The following is a 21,851-nucleotide window of genomic DNA, read 5'->3' on the forward strand; positions in this document are numbered from 1 at the left end:
TACACTTATCGGCCATCACTCCCAAAGGAATAGCCCTGATGAAAGCCGTGCTGTGCAAAGCCTTCGGCCCTGCCGAATCGCTGGTGCTGGAAGACGTCGCCAGTCCTGTCGCGAAGAAGAATGAAATCCTGCTGGACGTGCACGCCGCCGGGGTGAATTTCCCGGACACGCTGATCATCGAGGGCAAATATCAGTTCAAGCCGCCCTTCCCGTTTTCCCCGGGCGGCGAAGCGGCTGGCGTGGTCAGCGAAGTAGGCGAAAAGGTCAGCCACCTCAAGGTCGGCGATCGGGTCATGGCACTGACCGGTTGGGGCAGTTTCGCCGAACAGGTCGCGGTGCCGGGCTACAACGTGCTGCCCATCCCGCCATCGATGGACTTCAACACCGCCGCCGCCTTCAGCATGACTTACGGCACTTCGATGCACGCGCTCAAGCAACGGGGCAACCTGCAACCGGGTGAAACCTTGCTGGTACTCGGCGCTTCCGGCGGTGTCGGTCTGGCCGCCGTGGAAATCGGCAAAGCCATGGGCGCCCGCGTGATCGCCGCCGCCAGCAGCGCCGAAAAACTCGCGGTGGCCAAAGCTGCCGGCGCCGATGAGCTGATCAACTACAGCGAAACCAGCCTCAAGGACGAAATCAAGCGCCTGACCGACGGCCAGGGCGCCGACGTGATCTACGATCCGGTGGGTGGCGACCTGTTCGACCAAGCCATCCGCGCTATCGCATGGAACGGCCGTCTGCTGGTGGTGGGTTTCGCCAGCGGTCGCATTCCGGAATTGCCGGTCAATCTTGCGCTACTCAAAGGTGCAGCGGTGCTGGGTGTGTTCTGGGGCTCGTTCGCCCAGCGCCAGCCTCAAGACAACGCAGCAAACTTCCAGCAATTGTTTGGCTGGTTTGCCGAGGGCAAGTTGAAGCCGTTGGTGTCGCAGGTATATCCACTGAGCAATGCGGCGCAGGCGATCAATGATCTTGGCCAGCGCAAAGCGGTTGGGAAAGTGGTGGTTCAGGTTCGCTGAGCCCAAAAAAGCGGTCTGGACTTCAAATGAAGTTGTTCAGACCGCTTTTTATTGTCCGGGACTAAAGCAACTTCCGAATTTCCTCTGGCAGCAAACTCATGTATTTGCGAACCGGACTGGCCCGGCAGTCTCTGACGATTTTCGGTACCCGCTTATTCAGTTTGGCAATCAAAGCCAGACGCTGCTCATTCTGCAACTGTGTCGTATAAATTACGTTCGACAGGTAGGCGCGAGTGTAATCAAACACTTTTGAATCAACCCACGCGTACTCCGGAAAATCGACCAATGCCTCATTGAGGTCACGACATCTCAACTGTTTGAGCCAATGGTTAGTGTGAATGGGCGTATCCAGATCCAGTCTAAAAACCATCGGCGCAATCACTTCCTGCTCGGCGGGTTTGCCACCTTCTACCGTCCATGGTTTAAAGCGCCACTGCGCTATCGCCTTCCGGGTCGCGTCGGCCAGATCAGGATGATCGCTTTGCAGAATGCTCACTTTGCTGACTGACCCATCGGCATTGGCAGTGAACCTGACCCGAACTTCACCCGTTATGCCTGCCCTGAAAAGCGCCCTTGGGTAAATCGGCTTGGGATTGTTTTCCGGAATCAGAAACACTTCCTCGGCCCAAACACTGGCCGACACAACCAACAAAAGCACACACGCAAACCACCGCATAACTCCTCCCCCCCTTCGCAACTGAAATGCCAGAGCTGGCAGCTGCGCAAAGGTTAAGGCTCGACGACAGGGAACTGAACGTCACGACTTCCCATTCAATCGAAGGACCTTTCCCAAAGCCTTGTCCTACGCTGGACCGAAATGCGGCATGTAGACCTGCAAGTAACGTTTCCCACAACGCCCTGCATTTATACCTGAGCGACATGTTCATAAAAGAACATTCAATCTTCAGCGTTTCCGCTATTTGGCCGATGCGAACCGGTGCTATTTTCGGTAACGAAACTGTAACATTCGCATCCGCAGTCAAAACAAGAAATCTGGAGCTCTTGAATGTTTGCTTTCTTTCGTCCTGCCGCACATCAGGCTCCATTGCCTGAAGAAAAAATAGACAACACCTACCGACGCCTTCGCTGGCAGATCTTCGCCGGGATTTTCATTGGCTACGCGGGTTACTACCTGCTACGCAAGAACTTCACCCTGGCGTTCCCGGATCTGATCGCCCAAGGCTATACAAAAGGCCAACTGGGCGTGGCGATGTCGGCGATTGCAATCGCCTACGGCCTTTCCAAGTTTTTGATGGGCATCGTGTCTGACCGCTCCAATCCGCGCTACTTCCTGCCTTTTGGCCTGGTGGTATCTGCCGGGGTGATGTTCGTTTTCGGTTTCGCACCATGGGCGACGTCCAGCGTGACCATGATGTTCATCCTGTTGTTCATCAACGGCTGGGCGCAAGGCATGGGCTGGCCGCCGAGCGGGCGGACCATGGTGCACTGGTGGTCGCAGAAAGAACGCGGCGGCGTGGTGTCGGTCTGGAACACCGCGCATAACGTTGGCGGTGGCTTGATTGGCCCATTGGCCATTCTCGGTATGGGCTGGTTCAACGACTGGCACAGCAAGTTCTATGTACCGGCCGCCGTGGCGCTGCTGGTCGCCGTGTTTGCATTCATTGTGATGCGCGACACGCCGCAATCGACCGGCCTGCCACCGATCGAGAAGTACAAGAACGATTACCCCGAAGGCTACGACGCCAGCCACGAAGAAGAATTCAGCGCCAAGGACATCTTCGTCAAATACGTGCTGCGCAACAAAATGCTCTGGTATATCGCCCTGGCCAACGTCTTCGTCTACCTGCTGCGCTACGGCATCCTGGACTGGGCGCCGACTTACCTCAAAGAGGTCAAGCACTTCGACTTCGACAAGACCTCGTGGGCTTACTTCCTGTACGAGTGGGCAGGTATACCCGGTACGCTGCTGTGCGGCTGGATGTCGGATAAGATCTTCCGCGGCAACCGTGGCCTGACCGGCATGGTGTTCATGGCGTTGGTGACCGTTGCGACGATCGTGTATTGGCTGAATCCGCCGGGCAACCCGATGATCGACATGATCTCGCTGTTCGCGATCGGCTTTCTGATCTACGGCCCGGTAATGCTGGTCGGTTTGCAAGCGCTGGAACTGGTGCCGAAGAAGGCTGCCGGTACGGCGGCGGGCTTTACCGGTCTGTTCGGTTACTTGGGTGGTTCAGTCGCGGCCAGTGCCCTGATGGGTTACACCGTGGACTATTTCGGTTGGGATGGCGGCTTCATCCTGCTGGTCGTCGCCTGCCTGCTGGCGATGGCGTTCCTGGCACCCACGTTGGGTCACAAGAACGTCGCCAGTCAGAGCCGCGAAGCAATCGCCTGATCAGCCTTTGATTTACAGCGCTTGAGCCGCGCCTCCAGATTCCGGTCTGGCATGGCGTGGCTACGCAGGGCGTGGGCGGTCTGCTCGACATAATCGCGAGTCGTGCCGTAACGCCCGCAAGCGTTTTCAAACACGTGGCTCAGCACGTGATCCGGCAAGTTGCCCGCATAGCTGGGCAGATGTCGTTCCAATACAAACCCCAACGCCTGCACCTGACTTCCGTCTTCAAGACGGCAGTTGAGCCAGTGTGGGCGATAGGACGGGAATGGCATTTCGCGCTGCCAAAGTGCGTAAAGAGACGCTTCAAGTTGTTCTTCAGGCAAGCGATAGGCGAAGCCGCTGCAAGAACCACCACGATCCAGGCCGAATACCAGCCCAGGCACTTCGGGCGTGCCGCGATGTTCGTGGGACCACAAATACAAACCGCGATGGTAACCATGCACACGACCGCGCACTCGCTCAACCGCTGCGCATTCTGGACGCCAGATCAGCGAACCGTAAGCGAACAGCCACACCGGCCCGCCCTTGTGGCGCGCCATCGTCGACTGCATCGAGTTGAGCAATTGTTCGTGCGTGAGCTGCGGCCCCAGATCGAGCCGCGGAGGGTAAGCCAGATTCAAAAAAGAAGATTCAATGGCACTCATGGCGATGAAATTTCGGCCCTGCAATCATTACAAAATATAAGCAACATTCACGTTATAGAACATATAGCAGTAATACTAAAACGAAAAGTGCTAAGAGACGGTCGACCTTCCGGAGCAGCCATAAGCAATCAAATGCCGAAGCTGAAGGCCTGCCCATATACCCTAATATCATTTAGAAAAATTCTTAAATACCAGAATGAAATATACATAAGCATTAGCGCGTCTAGGATAATGCCCACTTAGGAGAAACTTCCTACACATCCTTCAGTTTTCCCGCCTGTCCGTTGCAGTATGTATTGCGTATAACGGCCACCCACAGGCGCAAGCCAAACTGCCTTACAGGCCTGAGCAATGAAAAAAACATGGATTTACGGATTACTTCTGGTGCTTATGGCGCAGCAGTCGCGGGCAGAAGATCCCTCCGAGAAAGGCACGGGCTCCTGGTATTTGCAGACCAGCGTCTATACCAAACACTACTCCGACGACCCCGACCACAATAACAACCAGGACCTCATCGGCCTTGAGCGTGAGCAAGCGTCCGGTTGGTTGTTTGGTGGCGCAACTTTTCGCAATTCGTTCAGCCAGCGTTCATATTATGCGTATGCGGGCAAACGCTACGAGAGCGCCGACTATCCCGTGTACGTCAAACTGAGTGGTGGTTTGCTACAAGGTTACACCGGCAAGTCTGAGGACAAGATTCCCCTGAATCACTTCGGCGTCGCGCCGGTGATCATTCCTTCAATAGGCGCACACTACGGACCGTTGGCAGCCGAGCTGGTGTTTCTCGGCTTCAATGCCGCCATGGTGACGACCGGGGTGCGCTTCTAGAACGGTTCGCCCTACGATCGAGGCGCGTACGCAAATACATCCGCGCGCATTTGATGAGCGTCCATCCCGGCGTTGACCAAAGCATCCAGCGTGCCGTAGACCATGGCCGGAGAGCCGCTGGCGTAGACATGCAAGGCTTTCAGATCCGGGAAGTCCTCACACACCGCCTCATGCAGCATCCCGCAGCGCCCTTGCCAGCCGCATTGATCGCTGACGACTTTATGCAGGAATAGATTGGGCAGTTTCAGCCATTCATCCCAATGCTCGATGGCATAAAAATCTTCAGGACGACGCACGCCCCAATACAGATGCACCGGATGTTTGAAGCCCGTCGCACGGCAATGTTCGATCAGGCTATGGATCTGGCCCATGCCGGTGCCCGCGGCAATCAGTACCAGCGGACCGTCCGGCAGTTCCGCCAGATGGGTGTCGCCGAATGGCATTTCGATCCGCACCATCGGGTTGCGTTGCAATTGGTCGATCAGGCTCAGCGCACTGCTTTCGCGCGCCAGCACATGGATTTCCAGATCACGCCCACCATGCGGTGCCGAGGCCAGGGAGAACGCGGATTTCTCGCCACTCTCGCGCTCGATCATCAAGTACTGACCGGCGTGATAACGCGGTGGCTTGCCGGCCGGTGCTCGCAGACGCACACGCCAGGTATCGCCGCCGACATCCCTGCATTCAATGACCTGACACGACAAGCTGCGCACCGGCAATTCTCCCAGCGCGAGCACGCCATCCCACAGCACGATGCAGTCTTCAAGCGGCTCCGCTATGCAAGTGTAGAACTCGCCATGGTCACGCACACCGCCTTCGTGTTCGACCCGCCCTTCCACCAGCAGTGCGGCGCACACGTGGCAATTGCCGTTTCGACAGCTTTGCGGGCATTCATAGCCCAGACGCCGCGCGCCATCGAGAATCCGCTCGCCGGGCAGAATCTGTAGCACTGCTCCGGAGGGCTGCAAGGTTACACGCATCAATCTATTCCTAACTGATTCCAGATGGCATCGATCCGCTGGGTAACGGCTTCGTCCTTGACGATCACCCGGCCCCACTCGCGAGTGGTTTCGCCCGGCCATTTATGCGTGGCATCGAGCCCCATCTTCGAACCCAGGCCGGAAACCGGCGAGGCGAAGTCCAGGTAGTCGATCGGCGTGTTGTCGATCATCACCGTGTCGCGCTTGGGGTCCATGCGCGTGGTGATGGCCCAGATCACGTCGTTCCAGTCGCGTGCGTTGATGTCGTCATCAGTGACGATAACGAACTTGGTGTACATGAACTGTCGCAAAAACGACCAGACACCGAGCATTACCCGCTTGGCATGGCCGGGATACGACTTCTTCATGGTCACGATGGCCATGCGGTACGAGCAGCCTTCGGGCGGCAGGTAGAAGTCGGTGATCTCGGGGAACTGCTTCTGCAGGATCGGCACGAACACTTCGTTCAGCGCCACGCCGAGAATCGCCGGCTCATCCGGCGGACGGCCGGTGTAGGTGCTGTGGTAGATCGGTTTGATCCGGTGGGTGATGCGCTCGACGGTGAACACCGGGAAGCTGTCGACTTCGTTGTAGTAACCGGTGTGGTCGCCGTACGGGCCTTCATCGGCCATTTCGCCCGGATGGATCACACCTTCAAGGATGATCTCGGCGGTCGCCGGGACCTGCAGGTCGTTGCCACGGCACTTTACCAGCTCGGTGCGGTTGCCGCGCAGCAGGCCGGCGAAAGCGTATTCGGAGAGGCTGTCCGGCACAGGAGTCACCGCGCCGAGAATGGTCGCCGGGTCAGCACCCAGCGCCACGGACACCGGGAACGGCTGGCCAGGATGCTTCTCGCACCACTCGCGGTAATCCAGCGCGCCGCCACGGTGGCTCAGCCAGCGCATGATGACCTTGTTGCGGCCAATCACTTGCTGCCGGTAAATGCCGAGGTTCTGGCGATCCTTGTTCGGACCTTTGGTGACGGTCAGCCCCCAGGTGATCAGCGGGCCGACGTCGCCCGGCCAGCAGGTCTGCACCGGCAGCATCGCGAGGTCGACGTCGTCGCCTTCGATGACCACTTCCTGACACACCGCGTCTTTGACGACTTTCGGTGCCATGGCGATGATCTTGCGGAAGATCGGCAGCTTGGACCACGCATCTTTCAAGCCTTTGGGCGGCTCGGGTTCCTTGAGGAACGCCAGCAGCTTGCCGATCTCGCGCAATTCGCTGACCGCTTCTGCGCCCATGCCCAGCGCCACGCGTTCAGGGGTGCCGAACAGATTGCCGAGCACCGGGATGTCATAACCCGTAGGGTTTTCGAAAAGCAGGGCCGGACCTTTGGCACGCAGGGTGCGGTCGCAGACCTCGGTCATTTCGAGCACTGGGGACACCGGAACCTGGATGCGCTTGAGTTCGCCGCGCTTTTCCAGACCGCTGATAAAGTCGCGCAAGTCGCGATACTGCATGCGTGAGCCTCGTGTTGGCCGTGCCGTTCGGGGGTGGCAGTTTAGCGCCGAACCCCTCTATTCAGAACCACGAACTGGCAATTGATCAAAAATCAGATAGCAAAAAGCCGGGTTTCCCCGGCTTCTGCTGGTCTATCGACTTACTTGCGTTTCATCGACAGGAAGAACTCATCGTTGGTCTTGGTCGTTTTCAGCTTGTCGACCAGGAACTCGATGGCAGCGATTTCGTCCATCGGGTGCAACAGCTTGCGAAGGATCCACATGCGTTGCAACTCGTCGTCGGCTGTCAGCAACTCTTCGCGGCGGGTGCCGGAACGGTTGATGTTGATGGCCGGGAAGACGCGTTTTTCAGCGATACGACGATCCAGCGGCAGTTCCATGTTGCCCGTGCCTTTGAATTCTTCGTAGATCACTTCGTCCATCTTCGAGCCGGTTTCAACCAGCGCGGTGGCGATGATGGTCAGCGAACCGCCTTCTTCGATGTTCCGTGCGGCGCCGAAGAAACGTTTCGGTTTCTCCAGGGCGTGGGCATCGACACCACCGGTGAGTACTTTGCCGGAGCTCGGGATCACGGTGTTGTAGGCACGAGCCAGACGGGTGATGGAGTCGAGCAGGATCACCACGTCCTTCTTGTGTTCGACCAGGCGCTTGGCCTTCTCGATCACCATTTCGGCAACCTGCACGTGGCGGGTTGGCGGCTCATCGAACGTCGAGGCAACCACTTCGCCGCGCACGGTGCGCTGCATTTCGGTTACTTCTTCCGGACGTTCGTCGATCAGCAATACGATCAGATGAACTTCAGGATTGTTACGTGCGATGTTGGCTGCGATGTTCTGCAGCATGATGGTTTTACCGGCTTTCGGCGGTGCAACGATCAGACCGCGCTGGCCTTTGCCGATCGGGGCGCACAGGTCGATGACTCGACCGGTCAAGTCTTCGGTGGAACCGTTGCCGGCTTCCATCTTCATGCGCACGGTCGGGAACAGCGGGGTCAGGTTCTCGAAGAGAATCTTGTTTTTCGCGTTCTCGGGACGATCGTAGTTGATCGTGTCGACCTTGAGCAGCGCGAAATAACGCTCGCCTTCCTTTGGAGGACGGATCTTGCCAACGATGGTGTCACCGGTGCGCAAGTTGAAGCGACGGATCTGACTCGGCGAGACGTAGATATCGTCTGGGCCGGCAAGATAGGAAGCGTCAGCGGAGCGAAGGAAGCCGAAGCCGTCCTGGAGAATCTCCAGCACGCCATCACCGGAGATTTCCTCGCCGCTTTTAGCGTGCTTTTTGAGCAGGGAGAAAATCACGTCCTGCTTGCGCGAACGGGCCATATTTTCTATGCCCATCTGTTCGGCCAATTCGAGCAGTTCGGTAATCGGCTTTTGCTTGAGTTCAGTCAGATTCATATAGGAATGACGTAATCATTTATGGAGGGGGGGAAATTAAGCTTTTGGCTTAATGAGGCCGCGCCGCAGAGAAGGCGACAGGATCGCGTACTTATTCGAAAAGGAGTGCGTCGGCGACGGCTAGCAGGGGGCAGTGGAGAAACCAGTGCGGGGCCGAATGTACCACCTGAGTTTCGGAGCGTCTAGCCCTCAATAACGAAAAGGCCCCGCAATGTGCGGGGCCTTTTTGATGACGCTTTAAACGACGCTTAGATGTTGGCGTCGAGGAAGGCAGCCAGTTGCGACTTCGACAGTGCGCCGACCTTGGTCGCTTCAACGTTGCCGTTTTTGAACAGCATCAGAGTCGGGATACCACGCACGCCGTGCTTGGCCGGAGTTTCCTGGTTCTCGTCGATGTTCAGTTTGGCAACGGTCAGCTTGCCTTTGTAGGTTTCAGCAATTTCGTCCAGAACAGGAGCGATCATTTTGCAAGGGCCGCACCATTCAGCCCAGTAGTCGACCAGTACAGCGCCTTCGGCCTTGAGGACGTCGACGTCGAAGCTAGCGTCGGTGACGTGTTTGATAAGATCGCTGCTCATGGAAGTCTCCAGGTTGTAAGCAAAAAAACGTGGCCCATCATAGCTGCCCTTCCCTCGTTCAGGAAGGTGCAGATGATTGAGTCTCGCTATGGTGCCGCATGAGTTTGGGTATAGACCAAGTCACGAGGTGGCGGGAGCGACGAAGGCAATTCCGGTGCGCAGGGCTGCATTGCGCACATGCTCTTGCATGGCCTTCTGCGCTGCGCCGGAGGCCCGCCGGGCCAGCGCACGGAGGATTTTGCGGTGTTCCTGCCAGGTTTCCATGGCCCGCTCCGCCCGGATGAATGGTAGTTTCTGGCTCTCTAGGAAGATGTCGGCGCTGGCCGTCAGGATGCTCAGCATCGCCTGATTGCCGCTCGCCAGCAGAATGCGTCGGTGAAACTCGAAATCCAGTCGCGCCGCGGCCTCGAAGTCTCCGGCCTTCAATTCGAGGCGCATGGCGGCGACGTTATCTTCCAGTGCATCGAGCTCGTGAGTACTCAGGGTCACCGCCGCCAAACCGGCGGCAAAGCCTTCCAGGGCATAGCGCAACTGGAAGATATCGAGCGGCGAGGCCTGGGCCGCGAACGGCCAACTCAGCGCCGCATCACCTCGCGGTAAATCAACCGGTGACTGCACGAACACGCCTTTGCCCGGCTGGATGCTGATCACCCCCAACGCACTCAGTGACGACAACGCTTCGCGCAGCGACGCTCGACTGACCCCCAATTGCACCGCCAAATCCCGTTGCGAGGGCAAGGCATCCCCAGCCCCGAAGCCCTGTTCGGTGATCAGTTTACGGATGGCTTGCAGCGCCACTTCAGGTACGGCGCGAGAGATCGAGTTCATGGTTTTTCAGACGAACCAGGCCAATGAGCGGTTAGTTGTAAAGCTATTCGCGACGCCCGGCAAGTCGTGCCCCATGGGGGTTCGGAGATTTTCATGAATGCGCTATCGGGGTGCGGAACACCGCCCAACTGTTCAGACCAGTAAGACCGATAGACACCAGCAAAACCGTGGCCTTGCGCCCCCAAAACCCGATGTTGGCACGGCCCATGCTCTGTCGATCCGCAGAATTCACTTCTCGCCGATTCGGAGATTTGCCATGACCCAGCGTTACAGCGCCCTCCTCGCCGCCCTGTTTGCCAGCCTGATGCTGAGCCAGGCGCCCGCCCACGCCGACGGTCTGGAGGATGTGGTCAAGCGCGGCGTCCTCAAGGTTGCCGTGCCTCAGGACTTCCCGCCCTTCGGCTCGGTCGGCCCGGACATGAAACCTCGCGGCCTCGATATCGACACCGCCAAGCTGCTGGCCGACCAACTCAAGGTCAAACTCGAGCTGACGCCGGTCAATAGCACCAACCGCATTCCGTTCCTGACCACCGGCAAGGTCGATCTGGTGATCTCCAGCCTCGGCAAGAACCCCGAGCGCGAGAAGGTTATCGACTTCTCCCGTGCCTACGCGCCGTTCTACCTCGCCGTATTCGGTCCGCCAGACGCCAGCATCAAAAGCCTGGACGACCTCAAGGGCAAAACCATCAGCGTCACCCGTGGCGCCATCGAAGACATCGAGCTGACCAAAGTCGCGCCCGAAGGCGTGACCATCAAGCGCTTCGAAGACAACAACTCGACCATCGCCGCTTACCTCGCTGGGCAAGTTGATCTGATCGCCAGCGGCAACGTGGTGATGGTGACTATCAGCGAGCGCAACCCGAAACGCATTCCGGCGCTGAAGGTGAAGCTCAAGGATTCGCCGGTCTACGTCGGCGTGAACAAAAACGAGCCGGCGCTGCTGGACAAGGTCAACCAGATCCTCGCCACCGCCAAGACCGACGGCGCGCTGGAGAAGAACTCCCGGACCTGGCTCAAAGAGCCGCTGCCGGCCGATCTCTGATCGTCGTTGCGACGCCGTTTAAACAAGGAGCCTGAACATGGCTTATCAGTTCGATTTCATACCGGTGGTGCAAAACACCGACCTGCTGCTGCGCGGTGCGCTGTTCACCCTTGAACTGACGGCCATCGGCGCAGTGCTCGGGGTGGGTCTGGGCATCGTCGGGGCGCTGGTGCGGGCGTGGAACATCCGTCCGTTCGCCGGCATTTTTGGGGTCTACGTCGAGTTGATCCGCAACACGCCGTTCCTGGTGCAGTTGTTTTTCATCTTCTTCGGCCTGCCGTCACTGGGGGTGCAGATTTCGGAATGGCAGGCGGCGGTGCTGGCGATGGTGATCAACTTGGGCGCCTATTCCACCGAGATCATCCGCGCCGGCATTCAAGCCATCCCTCGAGGACAGCTTGAAGCCGCGGCGGCGCTGGCGATGACGCGCTTCGAAGCTTTTCGCCACGTGGTGCTGCTGCCGGCGCTGGGCAAGGTTTGGCCGGCATTGAGCAGCCAGATCATCATCGTCATGCTGGGTTCGGCGGTCTGCTCGCAGATCGCCACCGAAGAGCTGAGCTTCGCCGCCAACTTCATTCAGTCGCGCAACTTCCGCGCCTTTGAGACCTACGCCCTGACCACGCTGCTTTATCTGTGCATGGCTTTGTTGATCCGCCAGCTGCTGAACTGGATCGGCCGCCGTTTTGTCGCAAGGAGCAGCCAATGAGCGATTTCACGTTCTGGGACGTCGTACGCAACCTGCTCACCGGCCTGCAATGGACCCTGGCGCTGTCGCTGGTGGCGTTTATCGGTGGTGGACTGATCGGCTTGCTGATCATGGTCATGCGCATCTCGAAACAATCCCTGCCACGCAGCTTCGCCCGCACCTATATCGAACTGTTCCAGGGCACGCCGCTGTTGATGCAGCTGTTTCTGGTGTTCTTCGGTGTGGCGTTGGCTGGGGCTGAGATTTCGCCGTGGATGGCCGCGGCGATTGCCCTGACGCTGTTCACCAGCGCCTACCTGGCGGAGATCTGGCGTGGTTGCGTCGAGTCGATCCCCAACGGCCAGTGGGAAGCCTCGTCAAGCCTGGCGCTGAACCCGCTGGAGCAACTGCGCTATGTGATCCTGCCGCAAGCGCTGCGGATCGCCGTGGCACCGACCGTGGGTTTCTCGGTGCAAGTGGTCAAAGGCACCGCTGTCACCTCGATCATCGGCTTCACCGAACTGACCAAGACCGGCGGCATGCTCGCCAACGCGACCTTCGAACCGTTCATGGTCTACGGCCTCGTGGCCCTCGGTTATTTCCTGCTCTGCTACCCCTTGTCCCTCAGTGCCCGCTACCTGGAAAGGAGACTGCATGCCTCTGCTTAGAATCTCGGCCCTGCATAAATATTACGGCGACCACCATGTGCTCAAAGGCATTGACCTGAGTGTCGAGGAAGGCCAGGTGGTGGCGATCATCGGTCGCAGCGGCTCGGGCAAATCCACCTTGTTGCGCACCCTCAATGGTCTGGAATCGATCAACGACGGCGTGATTGAAGTCGACGGCGACTACCTCGACGCCGCCCGTGCCGATCTGCGCAGCTTGCGACAGAAAGTCGGGATGGTGTTTCAGCAGTTCAACCTGTTTCCACACCTGACGGTCGGCGAGAACGTGATGCTCGCGCCGCAGGTTGTGCAGAAAGTACCGAAAGCCAAAGCGGCCGAGCTGGCGCGGGAAATGTTGGAGCGGGTCGGGCTGGGGGAGAAATTCGATGCCTTCCCGGATCGGTTATCTGGCGGGCAGCAACAGCGGGTGGCGATTGCCCGGGCGCTGGCGATGTCGCCGAAGGTCTTGCTGTGCGATGAGATTACCTCGGCGCTGGACCCGGAATTGGTCAATGAAGTGTTGAGCGTGGTTCGGCAACTGGCCAAGGAAGGGATGACGTTGATTATGGTCACCCATGAGATGCGTTTTGCCCGGGAGGTTGGGGACAAGTTGGTGTTCATGCATCAGGGCAAGGTGCATGAGGTTGGGGATCCGAAGGTGTTGTTTGCGAATCCACAGACCGCGGAGCTGGCGAATTTCATTGGGACTGTCGAAGCGGCGGGTTGAAATCTCTTCGGCGCCCGTGAGGCCGCCATCGCGAGCAAGCTCGCTCCCACATTGGTTCTGCGTCGACCAAAGGATTCAGGGCAACACAGAACCCTGTGGGAGCGAGCTTGCTCGCGATTGACCGCGCAGCGGTCACCGGCAGCGGTCACCGGCAGGACTGCGCCGGATCAAGGCATTGAACACTGCGCGTTGGCGGCAGCGTTTGATCGTGGCACGATGTCGAGGTTATCGACCGAGACCCCCTGACCATGCCGCAATCCCAAGCCAAGAATCTGTCCCTGATCGCCGCAATCGACCTGGGCTCCAACAGCTTTCACATGGTCGTGGCCAAGGCCCAGAACGGCGAAATCCGTATTCTCGAACGTCTCGGGGAGAAGGTTCAGCTGGCCGCCGGCATCGACGATGAGCGTCAGCTCAGTGAAGAATCCATGCAACGCGGGCTCGATTGCCTGAAGCGTTTTGCCCAACTGATCAACGGTATGCCGCCCGGCGCCGTGCGGATCGTCGGCACCAACGCCCTGCGTGAAGCCCGTAACCGTGGCGAATTCATCCGCCGCGCTGAAGAAATTCTCGGCCACCCGGTGGAAGTCATCTCCGGCCGTGAAGAGGCACGCCTGATTTACCTCGGCGTTTCCCACACCCTCGCCGACACCCCGGGCAAACGCCTGGTGGCCGACATCGGCGGCGGCAGTACCGAATTCATCATCGGCCAGCGCTTCGAACCGCTGCTGCGCGAAAGCCTGCAAATGGGCTGCGTCAGTTACACCCAGCGCTACTTCAAGGACGGCAAGATCACCCCGGCCCGCTACGCCCAGGCGTACACTGCGGCGCGGCTGGAGATCATGAGCATCGAACACGCCCTGCATCGCCTGACCTGGGATGAAGCCATCGGCTCCTCGGGCACCATTCGCGCCATCGGCCTGGCGCTGAAGGCCGGCGGGCATGGCACGGGCGAGGTCAACGCCCAAGGTTTGGCCTGGCTCAAGCGCAAGCTGATCAAGCTCGGCGACGTCGAGAAGATCGACTTCGAAGGCATCAAGCCTGACCGCCGGGCGATCTTCCCGGCGGGCCTGGCGATTCTCGAAGCGATCTTCGACGCACTCGAACTGCAACGCATGGACCACTGTGAAGGCGCCCTGCGCGAAGGCGTGCTCTATGACCTGCTAGGCCGTCATCATCACGAAGACGTCCGTGAGCGCACCCTCAGCTCGTTGATGGAGCGTTATCACGTCGATCTGGAACAAGCGGCGCGCGTTGAGCGCAAGGCGTTGCATGCCTTCGATCAAGTCGCCGAAGATTGGGACCTGGATGACGGCGTCTGGCGCGAACTGCTGGGCTGGGCCGCCAAGGTCCATGAAGTGGGCCTGGACATTGCTCACTATCAGTATCACAAGCACGGCTCCTACCTGATCGAGCATTCAGACCTGGCCGGATTCTCCCGCGAAGACCAACTGATGCTGGCGTTACTGGTGCGTGGCCACCGCCGCAATATTCCCCGGGACAGGTTTGCGGATTTTGGCGACGAGGGCATCAAGCTGATTCGCCTGTGCGTGCTGCTGCGCTTTGCGATCCTGTTCCATCACATCCGCGGCACCCAGGAAATGCCTCAGGTCGTGCTACACGCCAACGGCGACAGCCTGGATGTGTTGTTCCCGGAAAACTGGCTGGACGAAAACCAACTGACCCAGGCCGACTTCGCCCTTGAAGCGGAATGGCTGACCCGCGTCGGCTTTGTGCTTAACGTTCGCTGAAATTGAAAAAGGCCTTCTTCGGAAGGCCTTTTTTTGTGCCCGCAATTCAGCAGACAACGCAAACCCCTTGTGGGAGCGAGCTTGCTCGCGAAGAGGCCATCACATTCGACATCAATGTTGACTGTTCAGCCGCCATCGCGAGCAAGCTCGCTCCCACAGGTTTTGCGCGTTAACGCACGGTCAGAATCGGGCTACCCAAGCGCTCCAGCAAAGTTGCCTGCGCGCTGCGCGGGTTCTGGTTGCCGGTCGGCGTGTTGCGGATGTAACGACCGTCCGCCTGCAGGCTCCAGCTGTGGGTGTTATCGGTGAGATAAAGCTCCAGCTCTTTCTTGACCCGCAAGATCAGCTTCTTGCCCTCGACCGGGAAGCAAGTCTCGACGCGCTTGTCGAGGTTGCGCTCCATCCAGTCGGCACTGGACAGGAACATCTGCTCTTCGCCGCCATTGAGGAAGTAGAAGACCCGGGTGTGCTCCAGGAAGCGACCGATGATCGAGCGCACGTGGATGTTGTGCGAAACCCCGGCGATGCCCGGACGCAAGCAGCACATGCCACGCACCACCAGATCGATACGCACCCCGGACTGACTGGCCTTGTACAGCGCGCGGATGATCTTCGGATCGGTCAGCGAGTTGAACTTGGCGATGATGTGCGCCGGTTTGCCGTCGAGGGCGAACTGGGTTTCGCGGGCAATCATGTCGAGCATGCCCTTCTTCAACGTGAACGGCGCGTGCAGCAGCTTCTTCATGCGCAGGGTTTTACCCATGCCGATCAGCTGACTGAACAGTTTGCCCACGTCTTCGCACAAGGCGTCATCCGAGGTCAGCAAGCTGTAGTCGGTGTACAGACGGGCGTTGGCCGCGTGGTAGTTGCCGGTACCCAAGTGGGCGTAACGGACAATCTCGCCAGCCTCGCGACGCAAGATCAGCATCATCTTGGCGTGGGTCTTGAAGCCGACCACGCCGTAAATCACCACCGCACCGGCCGCTTGCAGACGGCTGGCCAGTTGCAGGTTGGACTCTTCGTCGAACCGCGCACGCAACTCGATCACCGCAGTGACTTCCTTGCCGTTACGCGCGGCATCGACCAGCGCATCGACGATTTCCGAGTTGGCGCCGGAGCGGTACAGGGTCTGACGGACCGCTAATACATGCGGGTCCTTGGCAGCCTGGCGCAGCAGATCGACCACCGGAGTGAAGGACTCGAACGGGTGCAGCAACAGGATGTCCTGCTTGCTGATCACGCTGAAGATGTTCTCGCTGTTCTGCAGCAGTTTCGGGATCTGCGGGGTGAACGGCAAGTATTGCAGCGCTCGCTGACTGTCCAGACCGGTGATGCTGAACAGGCGGGTCAGGTTGACCGGACCGTTGACCTGATACAACTCGGTTTCGTGCAGGTTGAACTGCTTGAGCAAGTAGTCGGACAAGTGTTTCGGGCAGGTGTCCGCTACTTCCAGACGCACCGCGTCACCGTAGCGACGCGAGAACAACTCGCCGCGCAGGGCGCGGGCCAGGTCTTCTACATCTTCGGTGTCGACGGAAAGGTCGGCGTTACGGGTCAGACGGAACTGGTAGCAGCCCTTGACCTTCATGCCCTGGAACAGGTCATCGGCGTGCGCATGGATCATCGACGACAGGAACACGTAGTTGTCGCCAGAGCCGCCCACTTCTTCCGGCAACTTGATGACGCGTGGCAGCAGACGTGGTGCCGGGATGATCGCCAGACCGGAATCACGGCCAAAGGCGTCGATACCTTCGAGCTCGACGATGAAGTTCAGGCTCTTGTTCACCAGCAACGGGAACGGGTGCGTCGGGTCGAGGCCGATCGGGGTAATGATCGGCGCGATCTCATCGCGGAAATAGCGGCGCACCCAGGTTTTGATCTTGGTGGTCCAGTGGCGCCGGCGGATGAAGCGGACCTGATGCTTTTCTAGTTCCGGCAACAGAATGTCGTTGAGGATTGCGTACTGGCGGTCGACGTGACCGTGTACCAGTTCGCTGATGCGGGCCAGGGCCTGGTGCGGTTGCAGGCCATCGGCGCCAGCCTGTTCACGGGCAAAGGTGATCTGCTTTTTCAGGCCGGCCACACGAATCTCGAAGAACTCGTCCAGGTTGCTGGAGAAGATCAGCAGAAACTTCAGCCGCTCCAGTAACGGGTAGGACTCATCCAGCGCCTGTTCCAGCACGCGGATGTTGAACTGCAGTTGCGAGAGCTCGCGATGGATGTACAGGCTGCTGTCATCCAGGCCGGGAATGGCAATCGCTGGCGCCGCTATTGCGGTCTCTGCCACCACCGCGGGAGCAGCAGGCTCCAGTTCCGGCGGGGTTTCGGCGATTTGCTCCACCACAGGTTGAGCGTCTTTTACGGCAACTTCAGTGAGCACTTCGGTATTCATCGAATGTTCCTGGGAGGGCTATTTTTGCTCTCGTAACAATTGAGCAGCACGGACGGCAAAGTAAGTCAGGATGCCATCAGCGCCTGCACGTTTAAAAGCGGTCAGGGATTCGAGGATAACCCCTTCGCTCAACCAGCCATTCTGGATCGCCGCCATGTGCATGGCATATTCACCGCTGACCTGATAAACAAAGGTCGGCACTTTAAATTCTTCTTTGACCCGGTAGAGGATGTCCAGATACGGCATGCCTGGCTTGACCATGACCATGTCCGCGCCTTCTGACAAGTCCGCCGCCACTTCGTGCAAGGCTTCATTGCTGTTGGCCGGGTCCATCTGATACGAGGCCTTGTTGGCCTTGCCCAGGTTCAGCGCCGAACCGACCGCATCGCGGAACGGGCCGTAATAGGCGCTGGCGTACTTCGCCGAGTAGGCCATGATCCGCACGTTGACGTGATCGGCCAGTTCCAGCGCTTCGCGGATCGCCTGAATGCGACCGTCCATCATGTCCGACGGGGCCACCACCTGAGCGCCGGCTTCGGCGTGGGACAGCGCCTGCTTGACCAGTGCATCGACGGTGATGTCGTTCTGCACGTAGCCTTCTTCGTCGAGAATACCGTCCTGGCCATGAGTGGTGAACGGGTCCAGGGCGACGTCAGTGATCACACCCAGTTCAGGAAATTGCGCACGCAATGCGCGAGTGGCGCGCTGAGCAATGCCGTTGGGGTTCCAGGCTTCAGCGGCGTCCAGAGACTTGAGCTCCGGCGGCGTCACCGGGAACAACGCCAATGCCGGAATCCCCAGCTCGACCCACTTGGCCGCTTCTTCCAGCAACAGATCGATGGTGAGGCGCTCGACGCCCGGCATCGACGCCACCGCTTCGCGACGGTTTTCACCGTCCAGCACGAACACCGGCAGGATCAGGTCATCGACGGTCAGAACGTTTTCACGGACCAGTCGACGCGAGAAATCATCACGACGATTGCGACGCAGGCGGGTTCCTGGAAACAAACGGTTGGCGGGGGTAAAGCTCACGGCGGACTCCTGAGCCCGCGCTGGCGGGCGAGCGTGACAGTTATAAGCGGGCATTATGACGAACGTATTACAGTTATGTGCACCCCTGTGACAGGTAGTCGCATTCCATTGTCGTTGTAGGAAATGTTCACGTCGAGACACATTTGGACACTTTCATGAATGTTCCCGAAGGGTTAGGCTGCGCGTTCATTTCGCCAGCATCCAGACAATGCTCCAACAATTTCTTCAGGAATTCGGCTACTTCGCCCTCTTTCTCGGCACGTTTTTCGAAGGCGAAACCATTCTGGTGCTCGCAGGCTTCCTCGCGTTCCGAGGATACATGGACCTCAAAGTGGTCATGATCGTGGCGTTCCTCGGCAGTTATGCCGGTGATCAGCTGTGGTATTTCCTGGGTCGCAAGCACGGCCGCAAGTTGCTGGCGCGCAAACCGCGCTGGCAATTGATGGGTGACAGGGCGCTGGAACACATCCGCAGGCACCCGGACATCTGGGTACTGAGCTTCCGCTTTGTCTATGGCCTGCGCACGGTGATGCCGGTGGCGATCGGCCTGTCGGGCTATCCACCGGGACGTTATCTGCTGCTCAACGGGATTGGTGCCGCGATCTGGGCCGCGGCGCTGGCTGCCGCCGCCTATCACTTCGGTGCGGTGCTCGAAGGGATGCTCGGCAGCGTCAAGAAGTACGAGCTGTGGGTGCTTGGCGCCCTGCTGATACTGGGCTTTTGCCTGTGGTTGCGCCGACGCCTCAAGAACGCCCGTCTGGCGAAGAAGATCTACGCCGACGAGCAGGCCTTGAAAGCGGAACAAGCCAAAACCAACGAACCTACGACGCCAGTCGAGTGAAGCGGTTTCTGCAACAGTAGAGACCGATACCGCTTAGCAGGCTGTAACTCAGCAGGCCGACCCAGCCCACCGCGCTGGCCGGCCACAGCCCGACGACCGGCGCCAGCCACACCAGCGGCACATTCGACGCCAGGCGCAGCAGCTCCAGCTTCAGCGCCCACGGGCGATTCTCCAGGGCCACGCCCAACGTAAACAAACCCAGCGCCACGGCACTCCAGCCGAGCACCAGCGCGGCGGTTGGCAAAGTCTGCTCCAGGTTCATCAAGTAGCTGCCCAGCGCGATGTAGACGCAGAACTGCAATACGACGTAAAGCTGCTGACGCCCGTCCAGCGGCACCTCGAATTTACGGAACTGACTCAGGTCGGGCTTGTTCATCGGGTATTTGGCGGCCACATCCGCCGGCCGCCAACCAGTGCGCATGAACCAGATGCGCAGCTTGTCCCATTTGCTTTGCGCACGCCGCGCGTCATCCCACAGCTGCGCATAGAACTGCACGTTCGCCCACAACGGATTCCAGCTCGCCAGCGGCGTGGTGACGCCGAAAATCACCGGTTCGTTATCATCCTCTTCCTGGAACGAGCCAAATAGACGGTCCCAAATAATGAACACCCCACCGTAGTTGCGATCCATGTAGAGAGCGTTCTGCGCATGGTGAGCCCGATGATTGGACGGCGTGACGAAGAACCACTCGAACCAGCCGAGCTTGGGAATGTGTTTGGTATGCACCCAGAATTGGTACAGCAAGTTCAGCGAGGCGACGCTGATGAACACCAGCAGCGGCACGCCGAGTACGGCCATCGGCAGGTAGAAGATCCAGCTCAGCAGGAAGCCGGTACTGGTCTGGCGCAGGGCCGTGGACAGGTTGTAGTCCTCGCTCTGGTGATGCACCGAATGCGCCGCCCAGAGGATGTTGCGTTCGTGGCCCATGCGATGCAGCCAGTAGTAGCAGAAGTCGTAGAGGACAAAGGCGAAGACCCAGACCCAAACGCTGTCAGCCGAGAGTTCGAACAGCGCCAGGTGTTTGAGGGCAAACGCATACGTCACCAGGCCGACGCCTTTGGTCAACAGGCCAGTGGTGGTCGACAGCACGCCGGTGCTCATGCTGTTGATCGCGTCAGCCACGCGATAATTGCTCACTCCGCGCCAACGGTCAGCCAGCAGTTCGACGGCAATCAGCACAAAGAAAAACGGCACCGCATACAGAATGAAGTCCATGACGCGCCCTGATCGGAATCTTGAGGACAGATCCTAGGTGTAGCCGCGAATTAACCCTATGGCAACGAGTGACAAATTAGTGGACATTTAACGCCATGAATCTGGAGAAAAGCCCATGAGCAAAAAAATTGCAGTGATCCTGTCCGGCTGTGGCGTGTACGACGGCGCCGAGATCCACGAAAGCGTGATCACCCTGCTGCGTCTGGACCAGCGGGGGGCTCAGGTGCAGTGCTTCGCACCGAACATCGCGCAGCTGCACGTGATCAACCACCTGACCGGCGAAGAAATGCCCGAGTCGCGCAACGTACTGGTCGAGTCGGCGCGGATCGCCCGAGGCAACATCAAGGATATTCGCGAAGCGGACGTGGAAGACTTCGATGCGCTGATTGTTCCAGGCGGTTTCGGGGCGGCCAAGAACCTGTCGAACTTCGCCATCGAAGGCGCCGGCTGCACCGTGCAGCCGGAAGTCCTGGCGCTGGCTGAAGCCTTTGCCGAGGCCGGCAAACCGGTCGGGCTGATCTGCATCTCGCCGGCGCTCGCGGCGAAGATCTATGGACCGGGCGTGACCTGCACCATCGGCAACGACGCCGATACTGCCGCCGCCATGAACAAGATGGGCGCTACACACGCAGACTGCGCGGTCACTGACATCGTTGAAGATAAAGCACGCAAACTGGTCAGCACCCCGGCGTACATGCTGGCGCAATCGATCAGCGAAGCGGCCTCAGGCATCAACAAACTGGTGGACCGGGTACTGGAACTGACTCACGAAAACGATGAGTAAAAGAGACGCAAGATCAAAAGATCGCAGGCTTCGCAAGCTCCTACAGGGACCGACGCTGTTTCTGGTTCAATGCAAACCTCTGTAGGAGCTGCCGCAGGCTGCGATCTTTTCAGGCTTTACGGGAAAGCCGCGTGAGGATCCGGTCCAGCGCATTGGCAAACGCCTGCTTCTCACGCTCGCCAAATGGCGCTGGCCCGCCGCTCATCTGCCCCTGTTCACGCAAATCGGTGAACAGGTTACGCACCGCCAATCGATCGCCCATGTTCTGCGCATCGAACTCTTTGCCCCGTGGATCCAGCGCCGCAACGCCCTTTTTCACCAGGCGATCGGCCAGCGGCACATCGCTACAGATCACCAATTCGCCGGGGACCGCGTATTCCACCAGGTAATCGTCTGCGGCATCCGGACCGCTTGGCACCACGATCAGCTTCACCAGGGCCAAACCCGGTTTGATCTGCGGCTGCCCGGCCACCAACACCACTTCGAACTGGCGCTTGAGGGCGAACTTCACCACCAGATCCTTGGCCGCCCGGGGGCAGGCGTCGGCATCGATCCACACACGCATGTTTTTACCTCTTAAAAGCAAAAGATCGCAGCCTTCGGCAGCTCCTACATGGGAT

Annotated in this window: 21 protein-coding genes; 10 read left to right on the forward strand and 11 right to left on the reverse strand. The window is 59.0% G+C overall.

What is annotated here, in order from left to right; all coding sequences use genetic code 11:
• Positions 1–38 precede the first annotated feature (38 nt).
• Positions 39–1,016 carry an NADPH:quinone oxidoreductase family protein gene (locus VD17_RS10530; RefSeq protein WP_046053779.1) on the forward strand — a complete coding sequence of 326 codons (978 nt, stop codon included), beginning with the start codon at positions 39–41 and terminating at the stop codon, positions 1,014–1,016.
• Positions 1,017–1,077: 61 nt separating this feature from the next.
• On the opposite strand, the gene VD17_RS10535 is transcribed toward VD17_RS10530, so the two are convergent.
• Positions 1,078–1,692 carry an energy transducer TonB gene (locus VD17_RS10535; protein ID WP_046053780.1) on the reverse strand — a complete coding sequence of 205 codons (615 nt, stop codon included), beginning with the start codon at positions 1,690–1,692 and terminating at the stop codon, positions 1,078–1,080.
• 330 nt (positions 1,693–2,022) lie between these two features.
• Between VD17_RS10535 and glpT the strand changes: the two genes are divergently transcribed.
• On the forward strand, positions 2,023–3,372 hold the full coding sequence (gene glpT / locus VD17_RS10540; RefSeq protein WP_046053781.1) for a glycerol-3-phosphate transporter: 1,350 nt from the start codon (positions 2,023–2,025) through the stop codon (positions 3,370–3,372).
• Here glpT and VD17_RS10545 read toward each other — a convergent pair.
• Positions 3,348–4,016: a gamma-glutamylcyclotransferase gene (locus VD17_RS10545; RefSeq protein ID WP_046053782.1), complete on the reverse strand. Its 669-nt coding sequence runs from the start codon at positions 4,014–4,016 to the stop codon at positions 3,348–3,350. The two genes, glpT and VD17_RS10545, sit on opposite strands and share 25 nt — an antisense overlap.
• 351 nt (positions 4,017–4,367) lie before the next feature.
• On the opposite strand from VD17_RS10545, the gene VD17_RS10550 reads away from it, so the two are divergent.
• Positions 4,368–4,844, forward strand: a complete 477-nt coding sequence (locus VD17_RS10550; protein ID WP_046053783.1) for a hypothetical protein — start codon at positions 4,368–4,370, stop codon at positions 4,842–4,844.
• Positions 4,845–4,855: 11 nt separating this feature from the next.
• On the opposite strand, the gene VD17_RS10555 is transcribed toward VD17_RS10550, so the two are convergent.
• The 5 genes from VD17_RS10555 to VD17_RS10575 all read right to left on the reverse strand — a co-directional run bounded on the left by VD17_RS10555 (position 4,856) and on the right by VD17_RS10575 (position 10,096).
• Entirely contained in the window at positions 4,856–5,824 is a 969-nt protein-coding gene (locus tag VD17_RS10555; RefSeq protein WP_046053784.1) for a CDP-6-deoxy-delta-3,4-glucoseen reductase, read from the reverse strand.
• Positions 5,824–7,290: a 4-hydroxy-3-polyprenylbenzoate decarboxylase gene (ubiD, locus tag VD17_RS10560; RefSeq protein ID WP_007899385.1), complete on the reverse strand. Its 1,467-nt coding sequence runs from the start codon at positions 7,288–7,290 to the stop codon at positions 5,824–5,826. Before ubiD ends, VD17_RS10555 begins: the two co-directional genes overlap by 1 nt.
• A gap of 140 nt (positions 7,291–7,430) precedes the next feature.
• On the reverse strand, positions 7,431–8,690 hold the full coding sequence (gene rho / locus VD17_RS10565; protein WP_007942421.1) for a transcription termination factor Rho: 1,260 nt from the start codon (positions 8,688–8,690) through the stop codon (positions 7,431–7,433).
• Positions 8,691–8,938: 248 nt separating this feature from the next.
• Positions 8,939–9,268: a thioredoxin TrxA gene (gene trxA, locus VD17_RS10570; protein WP_008150340.1), complete on the reverse strand. Its 330-nt coding sequence runs from the start codon at positions 9,266–9,268 to the stop codon at positions 8,939–8,941.
• Between the two features lie 120 nt (positions 9,269–9,388).
• The gene (locus VD17_RS10575) at positions 9,389–10,096 is read right to left on the reverse strand and encodes a FadR/GntR family transcriptional regulator (RefSeq protein WP_046053785.1); all 708 of its coding nucleotides are present in this window, start codon (positions 10,094–10,096) and stop codon (positions 9,389–9,391) included.
• 256 nt (positions 10,097–10,352) lie between these two features.
• Between VD17_RS10575 and VD17_RS10580 the strand changes: the two genes are divergently transcribed.
• The 5 genes from VD17_RS10580 to ppx all read left to right on the forward strand — a co-directional run bounded on the left by VD17_RS10580 (position 10,353) and on the right by ppx (position 14,966).
• Positions 10,353–11,138, forward strand: a complete 786-nt coding sequence (locus VD17_RS10580; protein ID WP_033060641.1) for a transporter substrate-binding domain-containing protein — start codon at positions 10,353–10,355, stop codon at positions 11,136–11,138.
• A 37-nt stretch (positions 11,139–11,175) separates the two neighbouring features.
• Positions 11,176–11,844 carry an amino acid ABC transporter permease gene (locus tag VD17_RS10585; RefSeq protein WP_046053786.1) on the forward strand — a complete coding sequence of 223 codons (669 nt, stop codon included), beginning with the start codon at positions 11,176–11,178 and terminating at the stop codon, positions 11,842–11,844.
• Positions 11,841–12,491, forward strand: coding sequence for an amino acid ABC transporter permease (locus tag VD17_RS10590; RefSeq protein WP_046053787.1), 651 nt, complete (start codon positions 11,841–11,843; stop codon positions 12,489–12,491). The genes VD17_RS10585 and VD17_RS10590 overlap by 4 nt, the downstream gene beginning before the upstream one ends.
• Positions 12,478–13,215, forward strand: a complete 738-nt coding sequence (locus VD17_RS10595; protein ID WP_046053788.1) for an amino acid ABC transporter ATP-binding protein — start codon at positions 12,478–12,480, stop codon at positions 13,213–13,215. Before VD17_RS10590 ends, VD17_RS10595 begins: the two co-directional genes overlap by 14 nt.
• Before the next feature lie 248 nt (positions 13,216–13,463).
• Positions 13,464–14,966 carry an exopolyphosphatase gene (gene ppx, locus VD17_RS10600; RefSeq protein ID WP_046053789.1) on the forward strand — a complete coding sequence of 501 codons (1,503 nt, stop codon included), beginning with the start codon at positions 13,464–13,466 and terminating at the stop codon, positions 14,964–14,966.
• Positions 14,967–15,135: 169 nt separating this feature from the next.
• Here ppx and ppk1 read toward each other — a convergent pair whose 3' ends face one another.
• Both ppk1 and hemB read right to left on the reverse strand, forming a co-directional pair.
• Complete coding sequence (ppk1, locus tag VD17_RS10605) at positions 15,136–17,358, reverse strand: polyphosphate kinase 1 (protein WP_046053790.1); 2,223 nt, start codon at positions 17,356–17,358, stop codon at positions 15,136–15,138.
• Between the two features lie 18 nt (positions 17,359–17,376).
• Positions 17,377–18,390: a porphobilinogen synthase gene (gene hemB, locus VD17_RS10610; protein WP_046053791.1), complete on the reverse strand. Its 1,014-nt coding sequence runs from the start codon at positions 18,388–18,390 to the stop codon at positions 17,377–17,379.
• 208 nt (positions 18,391–18,598) lie between these two features.
• Here hemB and VD17_RS10615 point away from each other — a divergent pair, with 208 nt between their 5' ends.
• Positions 18,599–19,231 carry a DedA family protein gene (locus tag VD17_RS10615; protein ID WP_008150321.1) on the forward strand — a complete coding sequence of 211 codons (633 nt, stop codon included), beginning with the start codon at positions 18,599–18,601 and terminating at the stop codon, positions 19,229–19,231.
• Here VD17_RS10615 and VD17_RS10620 read toward each other — a convergent pair.
• Positions 19,212–20,447: a sterol desaturase family protein gene (locus tag VD17_RS10620; RefSeq protein WP_046053792.1), complete on the reverse strand. Its 1,236-nt coding sequence runs from the start codon at positions 20,445–20,447 to the stop codon at positions 19,212–19,214. The genes VD17_RS10615 and VD17_RS10620 overlap by 20 nt on opposite strands.
• Positions 20,448–20,562: 115 nt before the next feature.
• On the opposite strand from VD17_RS10620, the gene elbB reads away from it, so the two are divergent.
• A complete protein-coding gene (elbB, locus tag VD17_RS10625) occupies positions 20,563–21,231 on the forward strand; it encodes an isoprenoid biosynthesis glyoxalase ElbB (protein WP_046053793.1) in 669 nt (222 codons plus the stop codon).
• Between the two features lie 109 nt (positions 21,232–21,340).
• Here the strand turns inward: elbB and VD17_RS10630 are convergent, their stop codons facing one another.
• The gene (locus VD17_RS10630) at positions 21,341–21,796 is read right to left on the reverse strand and encodes a YaiI/YqxD family protein (protein ID WP_033060654.1); all 456 of its coding nucleotides are present in this window, start codon (positions 21,794–21,796) and stop codon (positions 21,341–21,343) included.
• Between the last annotated feature and the right edge of the window lie 55 nt (positions 21,797–21,851).

It is taken from the genome of Pseudomonas fluorescens, from assembly GCF_000968015.1.
GTDB lineage: Bacteria > Pseudomonadota > Gammaproteobacteria > Pseudomonadales > Pseudomonadaceae > Aquipseudomonas > Aquipseudomonas fluorescens_W.

What these genes read in the sequence shown, in the direction of transcription:
- VD17_RS10630 (WP_033060654.1), bottom strand. Translation starts at nt 21,796, where the DNA reads ATGCGTGTGTGGATCGATGCCGACGCCTGCCCCCGGGCGGCCAAGGAT.
- trxA (WP_008150340.1), bottom strand. Translation starts at nt 9,268, where the DNA reads ATGAGCAGCGATCTTATCAAACACGTCACCGACGCTAGCTTCGACGTC.
- ppx (WP_046053789.1), top strand. Translation starts at nt 13,464, where the DNA reads ATGCCGCAATCCCAAGCCAAGAATCTGTCCCTGATCGCCGCAATCGAC.
- VD17_RS10580 (WP_033060641.1), top strand. Translation starts at nt 10,353, where the DNA reads ATGACCCAGCGTTACAGCGCCCTCCTCGCCGCCCTGTTTGCCAGCCTG.
- VD17_RS10555 (WP_046053784.1), bottom strand. Translation starts at nt 5,824, where the DNA reads ATGCGTGTAACCTTGCAGCCCTCCGGAGCAGTGCTACAGATTCTGCCC.
- VD17_RS10585 (WP_046053786.1), top strand. Translation starts at nt 11,176, where the DNA reads ATGGCTTATCAGTTCGATTTCATACCGGTGGTGCAAAACACCGACCTG.
- VD17_RS10595 (WP_046053788.1), top strand. Translation starts at nt 12,478, where the DNA reads ATGCCTCTGCTTAGAATCTCGGCCCTGCATAAATATTACGGCGACCAC.
- ppk1 (WP_046053790.1), bottom strand. Translation starts at nt 17,358, where the DNA reads ATGAATACCGAAGTGCTCACTGAAGTTGCCGTAAAAGACGCTCAACCT.
- rho (WP_007942421.1), bottom strand. Translation starts at nt 8,690, where the DNA reads ATGAATCTGACTGAACTCAAGCAAAAGCCGATTACCGAACTGCTCGAA.
- glpT (WP_046053781.1), top strand. Translation starts at nt 2,023, where the DNA reads ATGTTTGCTTTCTTTCGTCCTGCCGCACATCAGGCTCCATTGCCTGAA.
- VD17_RS10590 (WP_046053787.1), top strand. Translation starts at nt 11,841, where the DNA reads ATGAGCGATTTCACGTTCTGGGACGTCGTACGCAACCTGCTCACCGGC.
- elbB (WP_046053793.1), top strand. Translation starts at nt 20,563, where the DNA reads ATGAGCAAAAAAATTGCAGTGATCCTGTCCGGCTGTGGCGTGTACGAC.
- VD17_RS10550 (WP_046053783.1), top strand. Translation starts at nt 4,368, where the DNA reads ATGAAAAAAACATGGATTTACGGATTACTTCTGGTGCTTATGGCGCAG.
- ubiD (WP_007899385.1), bottom strand. Translation starts at nt 7,290, where the DNA reads ATGCAGTATCGCGACTTGCGCGACTTTATCAGCGGTCTGGAAAAGCGC.
- VD17_RS10615 (WP_008150321.1), top strand. Translation starts at nt 18,599, where the DNA reads ATGCTCCAACAATTTCTTCAGGAATTCGGCTACTTCGCCCTCTTTCTC.
- VD17_RS10530 (WP_046053779.1), top strand. Translation starts at nt 39, where the DNA reads ATGAAAGCCGTGCTGTGCAAAGCCTTCGGCCCTGCCGAATCGCTGGTG.
- VD17_RS10575 (WP_046053785.1), bottom strand. Translation starts at nt 10,096, where the DNA reads ATGAACTCGATCTCTCGCGCCGTACCTGAAGTGGCGCTGCAAGCCATC.
- VD17_RS10620 (WP_046053792.1), bottom strand. Translation starts at nt 20,447, where the DNA reads ATGGACTTCATTCTGTATGCGGTGCCGTTTTTCTTTGTGCTGATTGCC.
- VD17_RS10535 (WP_046053780.1), bottom strand. Translation starts at nt 1,692, where the DNA reads ATGCGGTGGTTTGCGTGTGTGCTTTTGTTGGTTGTGTCGGCCAGTGTT.
- VD17_RS10545 (WP_046053782.1), bottom strand. Translation starts at nt 4,016, where the DNA reads ATGAGTGCCATTGAATCTTCTTTTTTGAATCTGGCTTACCCTCCGCGG.